Here is a 14,875-nt window from a genome sequence, read left to right as displayed (position 1 = left end):
GCTCATTGCAAGCACCGATTGAACCTGCCCATAGGTCGACTAGTGTTCATGATCAGCGGGAGGAGCGGGAGGGGAGGTGGTGCTCTCCCGGACCGTGAGGCTGGTCGCGAGCTCCACCCGAGGGCTCTCCAGACCGTCGCCGCTGGCCAGGCGCAGCACGTTGCGCGCTGCCAGCACACCCATCTGCGCGAGTGGCTGGCGCACGGTGGTGAGCGGTGGCGACGACCACCGCGCCTCCGGGAGGTCGTCGAAGCCGATGACGCTGACGTCGTCGGGAATGCGCAGCCCGTGCTGGCGGACCGCTTCGTAGACGCCGAACGCCATCTGGTCGCTCGACGCGAAGATCGCCGTGGGTGGATCGTCGAGCTCCAGCAGCTCACGGCCGCCGTGAAAGCCGGACTCGTGGTAGAAGTCGCCTTCCCGGATCAGCGCATCGTCGATCCCGATGCCCGCGGCTTCCAGCCCGGCCCGGTAGCCGTCGAGCCGGGCACGGCTGCACAGCAGCGTACGGGGTCCCGCGACGAATCCGATCCGCCGGTGTCCGAGCTCGATCAGGTGGTCGACGGCGGACAGGCCGCCGGCCCAGTTGCTGGCGCCGATGGTCGGGGTTTCGAGCGGGGATCCTCCCGCCGGGTCGACCACGACCATCGGGACGTTGAGCCGGTGCAATTCCTCTTGCATGGGCGAATCCAGCGGCGAGATCACGAGGATCACGCCGTCGGATTCGCGGGCACGCAGGTTCTGCAGCCATTGCCGCGCCGCTGCGGGTTCGCGGTGGGTGGCCGAGACCACGGTCCCGACGCCGGCACCGTGCGCGACGTCTTCCACGCCGCGGATGATCTCGACCGCCCACGGGCTGTCGAGATCGTTGAATACCAGGTCGATGAGCCGGGCGGTAGGGGTGCTGTGGTTCGTCCGCCTGCTGTAGCCGTAGCGACGCAGGAGATCCTCGATCCGCTGCCGCGTCTGTGGTGCGACGTCGGAGCGGCCGTTGACCACCCGGGAAACCGTGGGTACGGAGACCCCGGCTTCCCGGGCGATCGCGCTGATGGTCACCCGGCGCTCGTCGCGGCTCGTGTCGTCTACGGGCATGGCCATCCGGTTCCGGACGGTGTTTCGGATGGCGCCCGGAACGGTGTCCGCAATGGTGTTCGCAACGGTGTTTCGAACATCGCATCACCGACCATGCTCATTTGCCGCCGAGCCCCGCCAGCCCGGCGATGAGCCACCGGCGGGCGAACAGGTAGAGCAGGAACACCGGAACGGCCGAGAGCAACACGCCCATCATCAGGCCGGGAATGTCGACCGCGAACTCCTGCTGGAACTCCCGCAACCCGAGCGTGACGACCTTCTTGTCCTCGCTGCGGATGAAGATCAGCGGGAAGATGAAGTTGTTCCAGGCTTGCAGGCCGATGAAGATACCCACGGCGGCGATGCTGCCACGGGCAACCGGGATGACTCCGCTGATCAAGATACGGAACGTTCCCGCGCCGTCGAGAGTCATGGCCTCGTACACGTCCCGCGGCACGTCTCGTAGCGCACCGGACAGGATCAGGATGGCCAGCGGCAGCGTGAACGCCACCGTCGGCAGGATGACCGCGATCAGCGTGTCGTACAGGCCCATCTCGGTGACGATCAGATACAGGGGGATGATCACGGCCTGCGCCGGGATGGCCAGCCCGAGCAGGAACATCCGGAACGATGTGGTGGCCAGCCAGTTCTTCGAGCGGACGATGGCGTATGCCGCGGGCAGGGCCAGGGAGAGCGACAGCACGATGCTGCCGACCGTGACGATTCCCGTGTTCCAGTAATACTGCAAGAACCCGCGTTCGATGACGTTGACGACGTTGCCGAGTGTCCACTCGGTCGGCAACGCCAGCGGACCGGCCTCGCGGAACGCGCGCTCGGTGGTCAGGCTCCATATGATCATGCTCAGGATCGGAACGCTGATGATGATGAGCCAGACGAGCGAGAATGCTCCGGCCAGCCAATTGGGTCGATTCGTCGATCCGCGAGCCATCGGCTACATACCTTCCAGAGTGGAGCGCATCTTGGCGAATCCGGAGAACTTGACGATGATGAGCGACATCGTGGTGGCCACGACCACGAGCACGGTCGCGATCGCGGCGGCGTAGCCCATCTCGAACGACTCGAACCCGGCGGTGTACATGAGATACGGCAGGATCCGGGTAGCGCCACCAGGCCCGCCGCCGGTGAGTAGCAGCACCGTTTCGAAAGTGATCAGCGAGCCGACGACCATGATGACCGACGACGTCACGATCGTGTGCCGCAGCTGTGGCACGGTGATCCGCCAGAACATCGCGGAGCGGCTGGCCCCGTCGATCGTCGCGGCGTCGTAGAGCACGGTGGGGATGTTCCGTGCTCCGGCCTGGTAGAGGAGAGTGTGGAAGGGTATCCACTGCCACCCACTGACGAACACGATCGTGATGAACGCGCCCTGCGACGAGCCGATGATGTTGCCGTCGGGCAAACCGAAGAGTGGGCCCAGCTCTCGTGCCATGCCGTAGTTCGGATCGAGGAACCGGTGGAAGAGGACGGCTATCGCCGCGGACGAGAGCAACAGGGGAAGGAAGAAGATCGACGACAGCACCGCCCGGTTGCGCTGTGGGCCGGCCGCCCAGACTCCGATGAGAAGAGCCATGGGCGTCTGGGTGAGCCAACCCAGCGCCGTCAGCATCAGCGTGATCCGGGTGGATTCCCACACCCGGCTGTCGCCGAGCAGCCGTTCCCAGTTGTCGAGGCCGGTCCACTGGATCTCGCCGAAGCCTGGCCACGACGAGAACGACAGCACCACCACGAGGGCGAGCGGCACCACGGCGAACACGCCGAAGAAGATGACAGCGGGCAGGAGGTAGGCCGCGCCCGGACGGGGCAGGGTGTCCGAATCGGACTTGGTGCGGAGCGCTCGCTTCCGGTGAGGCAGCCGCGAGTCCGGAAGCGAGCGCTCACGTTCAGCTTGCGGCGTCTTCATTGGCTTGGATGAAGCCTTCCGCGTCGAGGTTGCCGAGGAACACGTTCTCTATGGCTTCGAGCATGGGTTCGGCCTGCGGGCGATCGATCGCCTGGTCCCAGGACAGCTGGAAGTTCGGCGCGTTCGCGGCCATGTTGTAGACGAAGCTGAAGTATTCCTCGTGTTCGTGTCCTTCGATGAGCGGCTCGATGTCGGCCACCGCCGGGATGTCTCCGATGTCGAGGAGATCCTGGACGTACTCGTCGGAGCCCATCTCCTGTTTGAGGTACTCGATGGCCACTTCCTTGAGTGGCGAATTGGCGTGCACGGAGAAGTAGTTGGTCGGGTTGCCGGCGACGTTGTCGGGGTCGCCCTCACCACCCTCGATGGCCGGGAACGGGCCCCATTCGAGACTGTTCTGGACGAAGTCGGGATTGCTGTTGAGGAAGTTCGTGTACTCCCAGCTCCCCGAGAGCATCATGGCCGCCATGCCGTCTTCGAGCAGCGGTCCCGAATCGTCGTACTGCACGGAGGCGAACGCGTTGCCGAACACGCCCCGGTCGACCAGATCCCGGATGGTGTTGACCATCTCGGTGATGGCCGGATGCCGCCAGCCTTCTCCGGTGCCCTCGGTGATGTCGCGGAAGACCTGCGCGCCGCCGAGCCGATCGGTCAGGTACTCGACCCACATGAGCAGGGTCCACGAGTCGGCGCCGGCGACGGCGACCGGAGTGATGCCGGCGTCGTTGAACGCATCCGCGGCATCGAGGAACTCCTGCCACGTGGTGGGAACGCTGACGCCGACGTCGTCGAAAACAGCCGTGTTGTAGAACATGAGTTTGGGCTGCATCGTCCGCATCGGAATGCCGTAGTAGGCGCCGTCGATCTGGCCCGCTTCGAGTACGGACGGCAGGAAGGTGTCCCGGAATTCCGGATCGTTTTCGAGGTACGGCGTGAGATCCTCGACCAGCCCCGCCTGGACGTAGGAACGGATGCTGCCACCGCCCCAGTTGAAGAAGATGTCGGGGCGTTGGTCGGTGTCGATGATCGTTTGCAGAACGTCTCGATAGCTGTCGTTGGACTCGGTGATCAGGTTGGCCGTCACGTTCGACTCTTCGGTGTGGAAGAACCGATCGAGCGAGTCCTGACTGACCGGGTTGAGTGCGTCCTCGGTGAGGGCCCACACGTCGATCTCGCCGCTGGCATCAGCGGGATCGACGGTCTCGGCACCGGAGTTGTCCGAGTCGTCGCTCCCGCAAGCGCCAGTGGCCAGCGCCGTCGCGCTGGCGCCGATAGCCGCCAGAAACGTCCGGCGGCGGATGGGGCTGGATGCTGTCATCTCCGTCCTCCTGATGAGGCTCCTCGGGCCGCGTCACCCGCGGCCGACGTCGATGGGGCTTATGCCGAACGGCCGTGCGGCAACGAACTTTCGATAGTTTCGGGTACGTTACAGTCGCTCTTCCACGCCGGTCAACCCTCCTCAGAGGCGTATTGGAAGTGAGATCAGGTCGTTATTAGGGGTAGTAGAAATGCCCTGTCTCCGGCACACTGTTCCGGAAGTTATCGATATCGGACCGAGGGCGTAACCGATGACGCCGAGGAGGTCGATCGACGTGAGACGGAAACATTCTCGCGCCCTTGCCATTGGCTCCGGACTGGCACTGGTGGTCGGAGGTGGTGCGGCAAGCTCGGCCGGCACGGAACCCGGCCACGAGCCAGATGACCGGCCGATCAGCGTGGTGAACTGGAACGACGAGCGGCAGACCGTGGACGGGTTCGGCGGCTCGTTCGCGTTCCACAAGGCCGGCTCGATCCAGCGCCTGGATGAGCCGATCCGCACGCGGATCCTGGACATGATCTTCAACCGGGACAACGGCATCGGCATGGACATCGTCCGGGTCATGGTGGGTGACGGCGGTCTCGGCGAATGGGGCGATGACGTCTATGACGGCCCCACGGACACGATCATGCCCGAACCCGGCGAGCTGGTGTGGGACCAGCCGGACTGGGACGAGAAGAAGGACGACTTCGATCGTTACCAGATCTGGCTGATGAATGAGGCGAAGAAACGTGGCGTCGACACCTTCGTCGCCAGCGCCTGGAGCCCGCCCGCCTGGATGAAGGAGAACGCGAGCGTGACCGGCGGCGGCGACGGGCCCAACCGGCTGCGCGACGACATGTACCAGGAGTACGCGGACTACCTGGCCGAATACGTCCTCGGATACGAGGAGCACTTCGACATCGAGATCGACTACATCTCTCCGGCCAACGAACCGGACTTCAGCGGCGGCTACTCCAGCAGCCTCTGGACTCCCGAGGAGCTCAACGAGTTCGTGCGCGACTACCTGGCGCCGACGTTCGACGAACGCGACGTCCCGGCCCAGATCCTGCTCGGTGAGGCGATCGAGTTCAGTGACGAGTACGTGCGGCCCGCCCTGAACGACCCGGACACCGTCGACGACGTCGACGTGGTCGCCGCGCACGCGTACGCGGGCCTGGTGGACGATGCCACGGCGCCGGATCCGGACGAGTGGACGACGTCGAACGATCTCGGCAAGACGATCTGGCAGACCGAGTACATGAACCAGGGCGCGCCGCAGGACCGGATCTTCGAGAACAACACGATCACCGATGGCCTGCGCTATGCCAACGTCATCGGGAACATGATCGAGATGGTGGATCTCAACGCCTACTTCTGGTGGTGGCCGGCGTCCAATAGCGGCGCGGACGGTTCCAACCTCATCCGGTTGATGAACGATGGCTCACCGCAGTCGGGGAACCCGACCGAAACCGGCGAGTACCGGACGTTCAAGCGCTACTACACCTTCGGCAACTACAGCCGGTTCATCGAACCCGGAGACGTGGCCATCGGAACCGACGCGCGCCCGGCGGACGATGTCCTCGTCACCGCGTATAAGGATCCCGGGACCGGGGAGTTCGCGATCGTCGCCGTCAACAACGCCGACGACGATCGGGCCATCCGGTTCGACCTCGACGGTTTCCCGTCGGACCTCGACTCCGTCGTGCCGTACCGGACGTCGGCCAGCGAGAACCTGTGGAAGCAGGAGGACGTCGACGTCGTCGACGGCACCCTTGATGTGAAGCTTCGCGGCTCCAGCGTGACCACGTTCGTCCCGCAGGAGGCCGAGCTGCCGGACCTGCCGAGGGTGCGAGATGTCTTCTCGACGTACCCCGCGGAGGAAAACGACGGCATGTCCCGCGGGCTGAAGATCCGCGACGACGGTGACGGCGGGGCGATGCTCACCAACATCCGCCACGGCACCCACGTCGAATACGCGAACGTGAACTTCGCCGACGGGTCGGCTGCGGGCTTCCTCGACCAGAAGGGGGAGCTGCGCATGCACGCGCGGGTCGCGCCCATGCGCGGCGGCACCATCGAGGTTCGCCTCGACGATCCGCGGAACGGCCCGGTGGTGGGGGAGCTGGATGTGCCCGCCGCTGACGATCCTCACGCGTGCGCACGCCCGTGGGCCGGCTGGTGCCCCAGTGAGTGGATCACCGTCTCGACGGACATCGACACCGATCCCGACGACGGCGCGTACGGGTTCCACGACATGTATCTAGTGTTCGAGAACCACCCGCGGGCGAATCTGAAGATGTTCAACCTCGACGCGGTCGAGTTCAGCGACTGATCCGGCGAGGATGTGAGCTCCAGGCACACGCCTTCCGTGCCGTGCGGCTACAAGCGGGAAGGAACCGACATTGTCGAGGTCATGGCCTCGACAATGTCGGTTTCTCGCCCGGCTCCCGCGGGTGAATGCTCCGGGAGAGATCACTCGTATTGTTGTGCGAGGTCCTTTTGTGGTGCGAGCCCCTCCGGGCCGGATGCGACACCGGTCAGGTGCAGCTGACTGGAGAAGTGGCAGGCCGCCTCGTGATCCTGCGCGGCCGCGTGCAGCCCCGGCGGGTCTCCCACCGCACAGGTGTCGGGACGGGCGTAGGGACAGCGGGTGTGGAACGAGCAACCTGCAGGCGGATCGGTGGGGTCCGGCAGATCGTCGGGGAGCCGGATCCGGCCCGACCCGCGTAGCCGGGGATCGGGCTGGGGAACCGCGGACAACAGCGCCTCGGTGTACGGGTGCTGGGGCTGCGTGTAGAGATCGCTCGTGGCGGCAGTCTCGACGATCGAGCCGAAGTACATGACGGCGACCCGGTGGCAGATACTCTCCACCACGGAAAGGTCGTGCGAGATGAACAGATAGGTCAGGTCCAGCTCCTCCTGGAGCTCCAGCAACAGGTTGAGGATCTGCGCACGGACCGAGACGTCGAGCGCCGAGACCGGCTCGTCGGCCACCACGAGCCGTGGCTGCGGGATCAGCGCCCGGGCGATGTTCACCCGCTGGCGCTCCCCTCCGGAGAACGCGTGGGGATAGCGCCGCATGTACTCCGGCCGGAGGCCCACCCGGCGCAGCATCTCCGCCACGCGGTCTTCCAGTTCGGATCCCCGGGCGATGCCCTGGGTGTGCAGCGGCTCGCCGACGATCTGCAGGAGCGTCATGCGGGGATTGAGCGAAGAGAACGGGTCCTGGAAGATCAGCCGCACCTCACGCTGGTACGGGCGCAGTTGCTTGGTGGTGAGCGCCGCGAGGTCGGCCGCTGAGCCGTCGTCGTTCCGGTAGAAGATCGAGCCACCGACGGGCCGGTGCGTCCGCACGATGCAACGTCCCAATGTGGTCTTGCCGCACCCGGACTCGCCGACCAGCCCGAGGGTCTCGCCCCGGGCGATGGCCAGGTCGACGTTCTCGACAGCCCGCGCGTACCGGGTCACCCTCCCGAACATGTTCTTCTTGACCGGAAACCGCATGGTCAGGCCGCGGATGTCGAGCAGCGGGACGTCGTCGTTCATGGTGTGTCCTCCATGCCTGCTTCAGCTGTGCCGGACGCTCCAGCGCTGGCCGGGGACGGCCCGGGCGGACCGCCGGACGGGTCGTAGAGCACGCACCGGGCCGTGCGCCGCGGGCCGAGCGCGACGACCGGCGGATCCTCCTGGTCGCAGCGGCCGGCGATGGCCTCGTCGCAACGCGGATGGTAGGGACATCCAGGTGGGCGCTGGGAGGGATGTGGAACCATGCCCCGGATCGACGGCAGGCGTTCGCGGGTTCCGCGGCCCATGGTCGGAATGGAACGCAGCAGTGCCCTCGTGTACGGGTGCTTCGGATCGTGGAAGACGTCGTCGACGCTGCCGGTCTCGACGACGGTGCCGAGATACATGACGACGACGTCGTCGGCGAGCTCGGCGACCACCCCGAGATCGTGCGTGATGAACAGGACTGACATGTGGGTGTCGGCTTGCAGCTCGCGGATGAGGTCGAGGATCCTCGCCTGCGTGGTCACGTCGAGCGCCGTGGTGGGCTCGTCGGCGATGAGCAGATCGGGCTGACAGGCCAGCGCCATGGCGATCATGACGCGCTGGGACATGCCACCCGAGAGCTGGAACGAGTAGGCATCGATGCGGCGCTCGGGTTGGGGAATGCCGACCCTGGCCAGCATGGCGGTGGCGTGTTCGCGGGCCTCGTCCTTGCTCATGGAACGGTGCAGGCGGATCGTTTCGATCATTTGTGCACCGACGGTGTACATGGGTGACAGTGACGCCATCGGCTCTTGAAAGATCATCGAGATCTCGTTGCCGCGTATCCGGCGGATGCGCTCGCCGTCCGGATCCAGCGAGACGAGATCGACGGCCGCACCGTCGCCGGGTGTGCGGCCGCTCTGCTGCCCGCCCCGCCACACGATCTCGCCATCGACGATGCGCCCCGGCGGGTCGATGAGCCGCAGGATGGAGCGGGACGTGATGCTCTTGCCGCAGCCGGACTCGCCGACGATGCACACGGTCCGCGCTCGGGGCACCGTCAAGTCCACGCCGTCGACGGCGCGGACCACGCCATCGGGGGTGAAGAAATGCGTCTTCAGGCCGTTGACCTCAAGCAGCGCGTCGGATTCGGTCACTGCTCCTCCTCGTGCGTGCTACCTCGATGGGCCGGTGGGTGCTCGTCAGCCGGGCGATTCCGGGTGGGTGGTGATCGATCACGATCGGTATGGATCCGCCGCATCCCGCAGGCCGTCACCGACGAAGTTGAGTGCGAGAACTGCGATCACCACCGCCAGACCGGGCAGCAGCAACCAGGGCGCATGGGAGATCACGCGCACGCTCTGGGCGTCGATCAGCAAGACACCCCAGCTCACCACGGGTGCCTGAAGCCCGAGACCGAGCCAGCTCAGGGCCGTCTCGGCGAGGATCACCCCGGGAATGGAGAGGGTGAGCGCCGCGATCAGGTGACTCGTCGTCGATGGCAGCATGTGCCGGAACATGACCCTGCGGCGGCTCGACCCGTCGAGCCAGGCCGAGGTCACGTAGTCCTCGTTGCGCAGTGCGAGGAAGCGTCCCCGCACCTCGCGGGCGAGCGTGGTCCAGGCGATGATCGCCAGGATCACGCTGATGAGGAAGTAGCGTTTCACCGGACCCACGGTTACCGGGATCGCTGCGGTCAGCCCGAGCCATAGCGGCAGCGTGGGGATCGACATTACGAACTCGATGAACCTCTGGATGAACGTGTCGACCCGGCCACCGAAGTATCCGGAGATGCCGCCGAGCGTGACACCCAGCAGGAATGCCAGTGCGACGCCAACGAGCCCGACCGTCATCGAGATCCGGGTGGCATGCATCAGCCTGCTCAGCTGATCACGCCCGGTCCCGTCGGAGCCGAGCAGGTACATCGGATCGTCCGGGTTCGCCGGGCCGATCAGATGACGATCCCACGGGATCAAGCCGAACAGCTTGTACTCCTCGCCCTTGGCGAAGAACTGCAAGGGGATCTTTTGCGTCTCGTCCGTCGTGTAGGTGACACGCAGCGTCTCCGGATCCTGCTCGGCGCTGTACCCGTACACGTGCAGCCCCCAGTCCCAGCTCTCCCCGCTCGTGTCCACGATGCGAGGTATCTGGGGTGGCGCGTAGGTGTACTCCTCGTTGACCCGCCCGGGGCTGAACGGGGCGAGAAATTCGGCGAAGATCGCGATGAGAAAGAAGGCGACCGTCACGACGGCCCCGGTGACGGCGAGCTTGTGCTTGCGGAAATTCCACCAGACCAGCCTGGCTTGCGACGCCGAGTGCTCCGTGGTGGTGGGCGTGCCCTCGCTCATGGGTCCTCCCTCACTGGTATCCGAGGCGGACCCGGGGGTCCAGCCAGGCCAGTAGCAGGTCCGAGATCATCGTGCCGATCACCGTCAGCAGGCTGTAGATCATGAGGATCGAGCCCGCCAGGTACATGTCCTGTTGCTGGAGCGACGTCAGGAACACCCGGCCGAGGGTCGGCAACGAGAGGATCTGCGCGACGATGACGTCGCCGGCGAGCAGTAGCGGCAGCACCCATCCGACGGTGGAGACGAACGGGTTCATCGCCACCCGCAGCGGATAGCGCGCGACCAGGCGTCGTTTCGGAACCCCGCGGGCACGAGCCGCGACCACATACGGCTTGCGGAGCTCGTCGAGCAGGTTCGCGCGCAGGATACGGATCAGTCCGGCGGTGCCTGCCGTCCCGATCACGATCACCGGAAGCCACCAGTGTTTCAGCGCATCGAGGACCTTGCCGAGATTCCAGCTGGCGTCGCAGTACTCCGGCGAGCACAACCCTTCGGGGACGTAGCCGAAGTACTGCACGCTCACGGTCATGAGGAGCAACGCCAGCAGGAAGTTCGGGATGGCCAGGCCCAGGAAACCGAACGTCGTGGCCAGGTAGTCGCCGATCGAGTATTGCTTGACGGCGGCGTACACCCCGATCGGGAACGCGACGATCCAGGTGAACAGCAAGGTGACGCCGGCGAGCGCCACCGTGATCGGCAACCGCTCGCGGATCACCTCCGCGACGGGTTGCTGCAGGTCGAACGAGCGGCCGAGATCACCCCGGAGGAGGTCGGAGACCCAGGCGACGTATTGCTCCCACAGCGGCCGGTTCAGCCCGTACAGCTCGCGGAGCCCGCGTTCGCGCTCCATCGACACCACCTGTCCCTGGCCCCGCAGTTCGGCCACCAGCGACGTGACGTAGTCGCCCGGGGGCAAGTTGATGACCACGAAGATCACCACCGAGATGGCCAGCAGCGTGGGGACCATGTACAGGGTCCGGCGGCCTACGAACTTCAGCATCGGCTGATCACCCGATCAATCCGTCGGCGTCGGGGCGCTGACTGCTCGTCGCACTGACAGCTCGTCGCGGACAGCGCGTCAGGCGTCCTCATCGACGAAGAACTGCTCGGCATTGGCCGGTGCCGGGGTGTTGAGCACGCTGGACTCGGGCATGGGACCGCCGACGTTCTGGAAGCGGTCGTGCACGATCCCGTATGTACCCTCCAAGCGGACCGTGCCGATGCACCAGAACTGTTCCTTGGCGATCTCGAGAATCTCCTGGAAGATCTCATTGCGCGCCGCTTCGTCCGGCTCGGCCGTCAGCTCGTCATAGAGGCGCTGCTGCTCGGCCATCGGCTCGGGCATCGGCGGGGGCACGTCGTCCGGATCGTCGAATTCCCCGCCTTCCCACACGGTGGCCCAGCTGTTACCGAAGTGCGACTCGAAGTCGAACGCGAAATATTGCCGGGGGAGGATGAGCGCGTCGTTGTGCCCGCCTTCGCCCACCCACACGGTGGCGTCGTGGTCCCGTTCGCTCTTCTCCGTCTCGAACGCTTCGCGAGGCTTGGGATCGAGGGTGCATTCGACGCCGATCTGTTCCCAGTCGTCGGCGACGAGTTCCATGGCCTGTACCCATCCGTCGACGGGACCGGGATCGGCGATCGACACCCGGACGCTGAGGCGTCCGCCGTCCGCCCGCAGCCGGTAGCCATCGCCGTCGCGTTCGTCGTAACCGGCGTCGTCGAGGATCTCGTTGGCCAGGTCCGGATCGTGTTCGAGGTACTGGGTAGCGAACTCCTCGTCGTAGAATTCTGACCCGGGAACGGGCGCCGCCTGGTAGGGCTCGCCCTGGCGATTCCACACCGCGTCGACGAGGCGCTGGCGGTCGATCGCGTGGGAGAGCGCGATGCGGAAGTTCCGGTCCTGATACAGCTCCCGCACGGCCTCGTCGCGGTGGTGCAGGTTGAGCATGATGGTCATCTGGTTGTGCCACGTGCTGTCGAGCTCCAGGATGCGGTAGTTGCCGTCCTCCTGGTTCTCGGCGACGACGGGCCGGTTCTCGAGCGTGTTGAAGTGGCGGGTGTGCAGGTCGAACTCGCCGTTGGTGGCGCGCAGGAGCATGGCTTCTTCGTCCGCGATGATGTCGTAGCGGACCTCGTCTAGGTACGGTAGCTGGCTGCCGTCGGGATCGACCTTGAAGTAGTACGGGTTGCGCCGGAACAGCGCCCGGTCGGTGGCTCCTTGCAGCGGTTCGACGACGATGAACGGGTTGAGGGTCGGCAGGTCGAGGTTGTTCCACGTCACGGAGAAACCGTTGCCGATGGAGTTGAAATACTCCTGCCAGCTCTCGAAGCCGGCTTCTCGCGCTTCGTCCTCGATATCGGGATTGTTCTCGGGGAGGAAGTTCTCCAGGTAGTGCTTGGGGAAGGAGATCAGCCGATCGCCGTCGACGACGTTGGCGTTGTTGATCCGCCACAGGCCGTGCGGCGAGGCGAACCGGACGACGAATGTGTAATCGTCGAGGATGTCGAGCTCGGCGATCTCGCCTTCGTGTTGCAGCATCGAGTGGACGGACTGATTGATGTCGCGGTTGGTGAGGATGTCGAAGGCGAACTGAACGTCTTCGGTGGTCAACGGTTCACCATCGGACCACCGGTGCCCCTCGCGCAGCCGGATGGTGAACTCTCGCCCGTCGTCGGAGACCTCGAACGACTCCGCCACGTTGAGGATGGGCTCGTCCCAGTCCCGTGTCCAGCGCAGCAGGCTCTCGTAGCCGATGGTGCGGTGCATCCACGGCCCGTCGCCCTCCCCGGTGACGGCGGTGCGCCAGGTCCCTCCGTACGTACCGATGCGCTCGGTGGGTTCCACGACCAGGGGATTGACCGGGAGGCGCTCGTCGACGGGCGGGAGATCACCGGCGTCCACCTGTTCGGCGAGCATGGGGGCTTCGGGCCCCTTGTCGACGCTGGGGTCAGCGCCATCGCCCTCGCCGCCGGGATCGGTTTCGAAGAAGCCGCATCCACTGGCTGCGGCCGAGACCACGACGAGGCCGCCCCCGTACAGCAGCCGCCGCCGGGAAAGCAGGGGAGATGTGGGGCGTTGGTGGTTCATGGGTGAGACTCCCTCCTCCGTGTGTTCCGAGCTCCTGCGTGTGCGCGGGATGGAAAGCGCTTTCCCTCCTGGTCGGGTGCGTAGCGGGCTGTCATGGACCGGGATCCGTTGCGATGAGATCGTGGCTCGCGGCCGGAATTCGCCGTGGAACCGGCCGAAAGTTTCAGCAACTACCGAGCTTGTCGCTGCACATTAGGCGGTGTTACGTCGCGGGTCAACCCCCGGATGTGTCGGCACGAGCCCGGGGCAGCGCCACGTACCGGGTCGCGCTCGGGGCGTCGACGGCACCGCTGCGACGAGCGGAAACCCGGCGAGAACAGCGAGAACGTGCGGGTATTCGGTATCGACGTCGACGCGGCCCGTGCCGAGACCAGCAGGGCAGATTCAGCTCTTGGGTGGCGCGGTGCTTTCGCGCGTGATGAGCGTGGTGGCGAGTTCGAGCCGCGGGGTCTCGACGTGTTCGCCCGCGGCGAGCCGGAGAACGGTGCGGGCGGCGACGGCGCCCATCTCGGTGAGGGGCTGGCGCACGGTGGTGAGGGGCGGAGACGCCCAGCGCACCTCGGGGAGATCGTCGAAACCGACGATGCTGACGTCGTCGGGCACCCGGAGGCCCTGCACGCGTACCGCTTCATACGCGCCGACGGCCATCTGGTCACTAGAGGCGGCGATGGCCGTCGGCCGCTCGGGGCGGGCCAGCAGTGCGGCCGCACCGTCATAGCCCGACTCGTGGTAGAAGTCGCCTTCCCAGGTGAGGTCGCCGGCAAGCTCGAGGTGGGCGGACTCCAGCGCGGCCCGGTACCCGTCGAGCCGTGCCCTGCTGCACAGCCGGTTGCGCGGGCCGGTGATGAACCCGATGCGCTGGTGTCCGAGTTCGAGCAGGTGCTCGACGGCGGAGAGGCCGCCGGCCCAGTTGGTGGCTCCGATGGTGGGTGCGTCGAGCGTGGGCCCGCCGGCGGGGTCGACGACGACCATGGGCACGTTGAGGCGCCGCAACTCGTCCTGAATCCGGGGATCGAGGGTCGAGTTGACCAGTATGACGCCGTCGGATGCGCGGGCGCGCAAATTCTGCAGCCACTGGCGGGCGGGTTCGGTGCTGCGATGGATGGCGGACACCACCGTGCCGACACCGGCAGCATGGGCGGCGTCCTCCACGCCTCGAATGATCTCCACCGCCCACGGGCTGTCGAGGTCGTTGAAGACCAGGTCGATCAGCCGTGCGGTGCTGCGCGTGCGAGACGTGCGCCGCTGATAGCCGTGGCGGCGGAGCAGCTCCTCGACTCGCTGGCGCGTCTCGGGCGCGACGTCGGATCGGCCGTTGACCACGCGCGAGACGGTGGGCACCGAGACCCCCGCCTCGTGCGCGATGGCGCTGATGGTGACCCGACGTTCGGCGCTGGCGTCCATGCCGCCCATTATCGCCCCCATTTGCCTGGTGAGCGGTGGCAGGGCCGCGGTGAGTCGCGTTCACCGGGCCACCGGCCGGGCTGTGGCCGGTGTGCTACGGATGTGTTGGGCCAGTTTTCCGGTTCATGTGCGAAAATTGCGACGACCCGGCTAGGCGGAACTGGCGTGGTGAGGAGCGATGATCCACTATCTACTGCTGTTGCGTGGATGATAGCGTTGCCGAATTCATCGAAACATCCGGCATAATGACC

11 protein-coding genes are annotated in these 14,875 nt (G+C 66.0%); 1 reads left to right on the top strand and 10 read right to left on the bottom strand.

Annotation, left to right across the window (positions count from 1 at the left end):
* Positions 1-39: 39 nt before the first annotated feature.
* The 4 genes from DPM12_RS19230 to DPM12_RS19215 all read right to left on the bottom strand — a co-directional run bounded on the left by DPM12_RS19230 (position 40) and on the right by DPM12_RS19215 (position 4,310).
* The gene (locus DPM12_RS19230; RefSeq protein ID WP_211659153.1) at positions 40-1,098 is read right to left on the bottom strand and encodes a LacI family DNA-binding transcriptional regulator; all 1,059 of its coding nucleotides are present in this window, start codon (positions 1,096-1,098) and stop codon (positions 40-42) included.
* Between the two features lie 91 nt (positions 1,099-1,189).
* Positions 1,190-2,020, bottom strand: coding sequence for a carbohydrate ABC transporter permease (locus DPM12_RS19225; RefSeq protein WP_112259972.1), 831 nt, complete (start codon positions 2,018-2,020; stop codon positions 1,190-1,192).
* Between the two features lie 3 nt (positions 2,021-2,023).
* Positions 2,024-2,992: a carbohydrate ABC transporter permease gene (locus DPM12_RS19220; RefSeq protein WP_112259971.1), complete on the bottom strand. Its 969-nt coding sequence runs from the start codon at positions 2,990-2,992 to the stop codon at positions 2,024-2,026.
* Positions 2,973-4,310, bottom strand: a complete 1,338-nt coding sequence (locus tag DPM12_RS19215) for an ABC transporter substrate-binding protein (RefSeq protein WP_112259970.1) — start codon at positions 4,308-4,310, stop codon at positions 2,973-2,975. The genes DPM12_RS19220 and DPM12_RS19215 overlap by 20 nt, the downstream gene beginning before the upstream one ends.
* 274 nt (positions 4,311-4,584) lie before the next feature.
* Here DPM12_RS19215 and DPM12_RS19210 point away from each other — a divergent pair, with 274 nt between their 5' ends.
* Entirely contained in the window at positions 4,585-6,624 is a 2,040-nt protein-coding gene (locus DPM12_RS19210) for a glycoside hydrolase (protein ID WP_158542955.1), read from the top strand.
* A gap of 140 nt (positions 6,625-6,764) precedes the next feature.
* Here the strand turns inward: DPM12_RS19210 and DPM12_RS19205 are convergent, their stop codons facing one another.
* The 6 genes from DPM12_RS19205 to DPM12_RS19180 all read right to left on the bottom strand — a co-directional run bounded on the left by DPM12_RS19205 (position 6,765) and on the right by DPM12_RS19180 (position 14,624).
* Entirely contained in the window at positions 6,765-7,838 is a 1,074-nt protein-coding gene (locus tag DPM12_RS19205) for an ABC transporter ATP-binding protein (protein WP_112259968.1), read from the bottom strand.
* Entirely contained in the window at positions 7,835-8,938 is a 1,104-nt protein-coding gene (locus DPM12_RS19200) for an ABC transporter ATP-binding protein (RefSeq protein ID WP_112259967.1), read from the bottom strand. The genes DPM12_RS19205 and DPM12_RS19200 overlap by 4 nt, the downstream gene beginning before the upstream one ends.
* Positions 8,939-9,016: 78 nt before the next feature.
* A complete protein-coding gene (locus DPM12_RS19195; RefSeq protein WP_112259966.1) occupies positions 9,017-10,129 on the bottom strand; it encodes an ABC transporter permease in 1,113 nt (370 codons plus the stop codon).
* Positions 10,130-10,139: 10 nt separating this feature from the next.
* On the bottom strand, positions 10,140-11,129 hold the full coding sequence (locus tag DPM12_RS19190; RefSeq protein WP_112259965.1) for an ABC transporter permease: 990 nt from the start codon (positions 11,127-11,129) through the stop codon (positions 10,140-10,142).
* Positions 11,130-11,207: 78 nt separating this feature from the next.
* On the bottom strand, positions 11,208-13,220 hold the full coding sequence (locus DPM12_RS19185; RefSeq protein ID WP_112259964.1) for an ABC transporter substrate-binding protein: 2,013 nt from the start codon (positions 13,218-13,220) through the stop codon (positions 11,208-11,210).
* 384 nt (positions 13,221-13,604) lie between these two features.
* Positions 13,605-14,624, bottom strand: coding sequence for a LacI family DNA-binding transcriptional regulator (locus DPM12_RS19180; protein ID WP_112259963.1), 1,020 nt, complete (start codon positions 14,622-14,624; stop codon positions 13,605-13,607).
* Positions 14,625-14,875 lie beyond the last annotated feature (251 nt).

This window comes from Phytoactinopolyspora halophila, from assembly GCF_003287285.1.
Classification (GTDB): Bacteria; Actinomycetota; Actinomycetes; order Jiangellales; family Jiangellaceae; genus Phytoactinopolyspora_A; species Phytoactinopolyspora_A halophila.
Note: the sequence above shows the minus strand (reverse complement) of the source record. Positions and strands in the feature narration are given on the sequence as shown.

What these genes read in the sequence shown, in the direction of transcription:
- DPM12_RS19220 (WP_112259971.1), bottom strand. Translation starts at nt 2,992, where the DNA reads ATGAAGACGCCGCAAGCTGAACGTGAGCGCTCGCTTCCGGACTCGCGG.
- DPM12_RS19185 (WP_112259964.1), bottom strand. Translation starts at nt 13,220, where the DNA reads ATGAACCACCAACGCCCCACATCTCCCCTGCTTTCCCGGCGGCGGCTG.
- DPM12_RS19230 (WP_211659153.1), bottom strand. Translation starts at nt 1,098, where the DNA reads ATGGCCATGCCCGTAGACGACACGAGCCGCGACGAGCGCCGGGTGACC.
- DPM12_RS19215 (WP_112259970.1), bottom strand. Translation starts at nt 4,310, where the DNA reads ATGACAGCATCCAGCCCCATCCGCCGCCGGACGTTTCTGGCGGCTATC.
- DPM12_RS19195 (WP_112259966.1), bottom strand. Translation starts at nt 10,129, where the DNA reads ATGAGCGAGGGCACGCCCACCACCACGGAGCACTCGGCGTCGCAAGCC.
- DPM12_RS19225 (WP_112259972.1), bottom strand. Translation starts at nt 2,020, where the DNA reads ATGGCTCGCGGATCGACGAATCGACCCAATTGGCTGGCCGGAGCATTC.
- DPM12_RS19190 (WP_112259965.1), bottom strand. Translation starts at nt 11,129, where the DNA reads ATGCTGAAGTTCGTAGGCCGCCGGACCCTGTACATGGTCCCCACGCTG.
- DPM12_RS19180 (WP_112259963.1), bottom strand. Translation starts at nt 14,624, where the DNA reads ATGGACGCCAGCGCCGAACGTCGGGTCACCATCAGCGCCATCGCGCAC.
- DPM12_RS19205 (WP_112259968.1), bottom strand. Translation starts at nt 7,838, where the DNA reads ATGAACGACGACGTCCCGCTGCTCGACATCCGCGGCCTGACCATGCGG.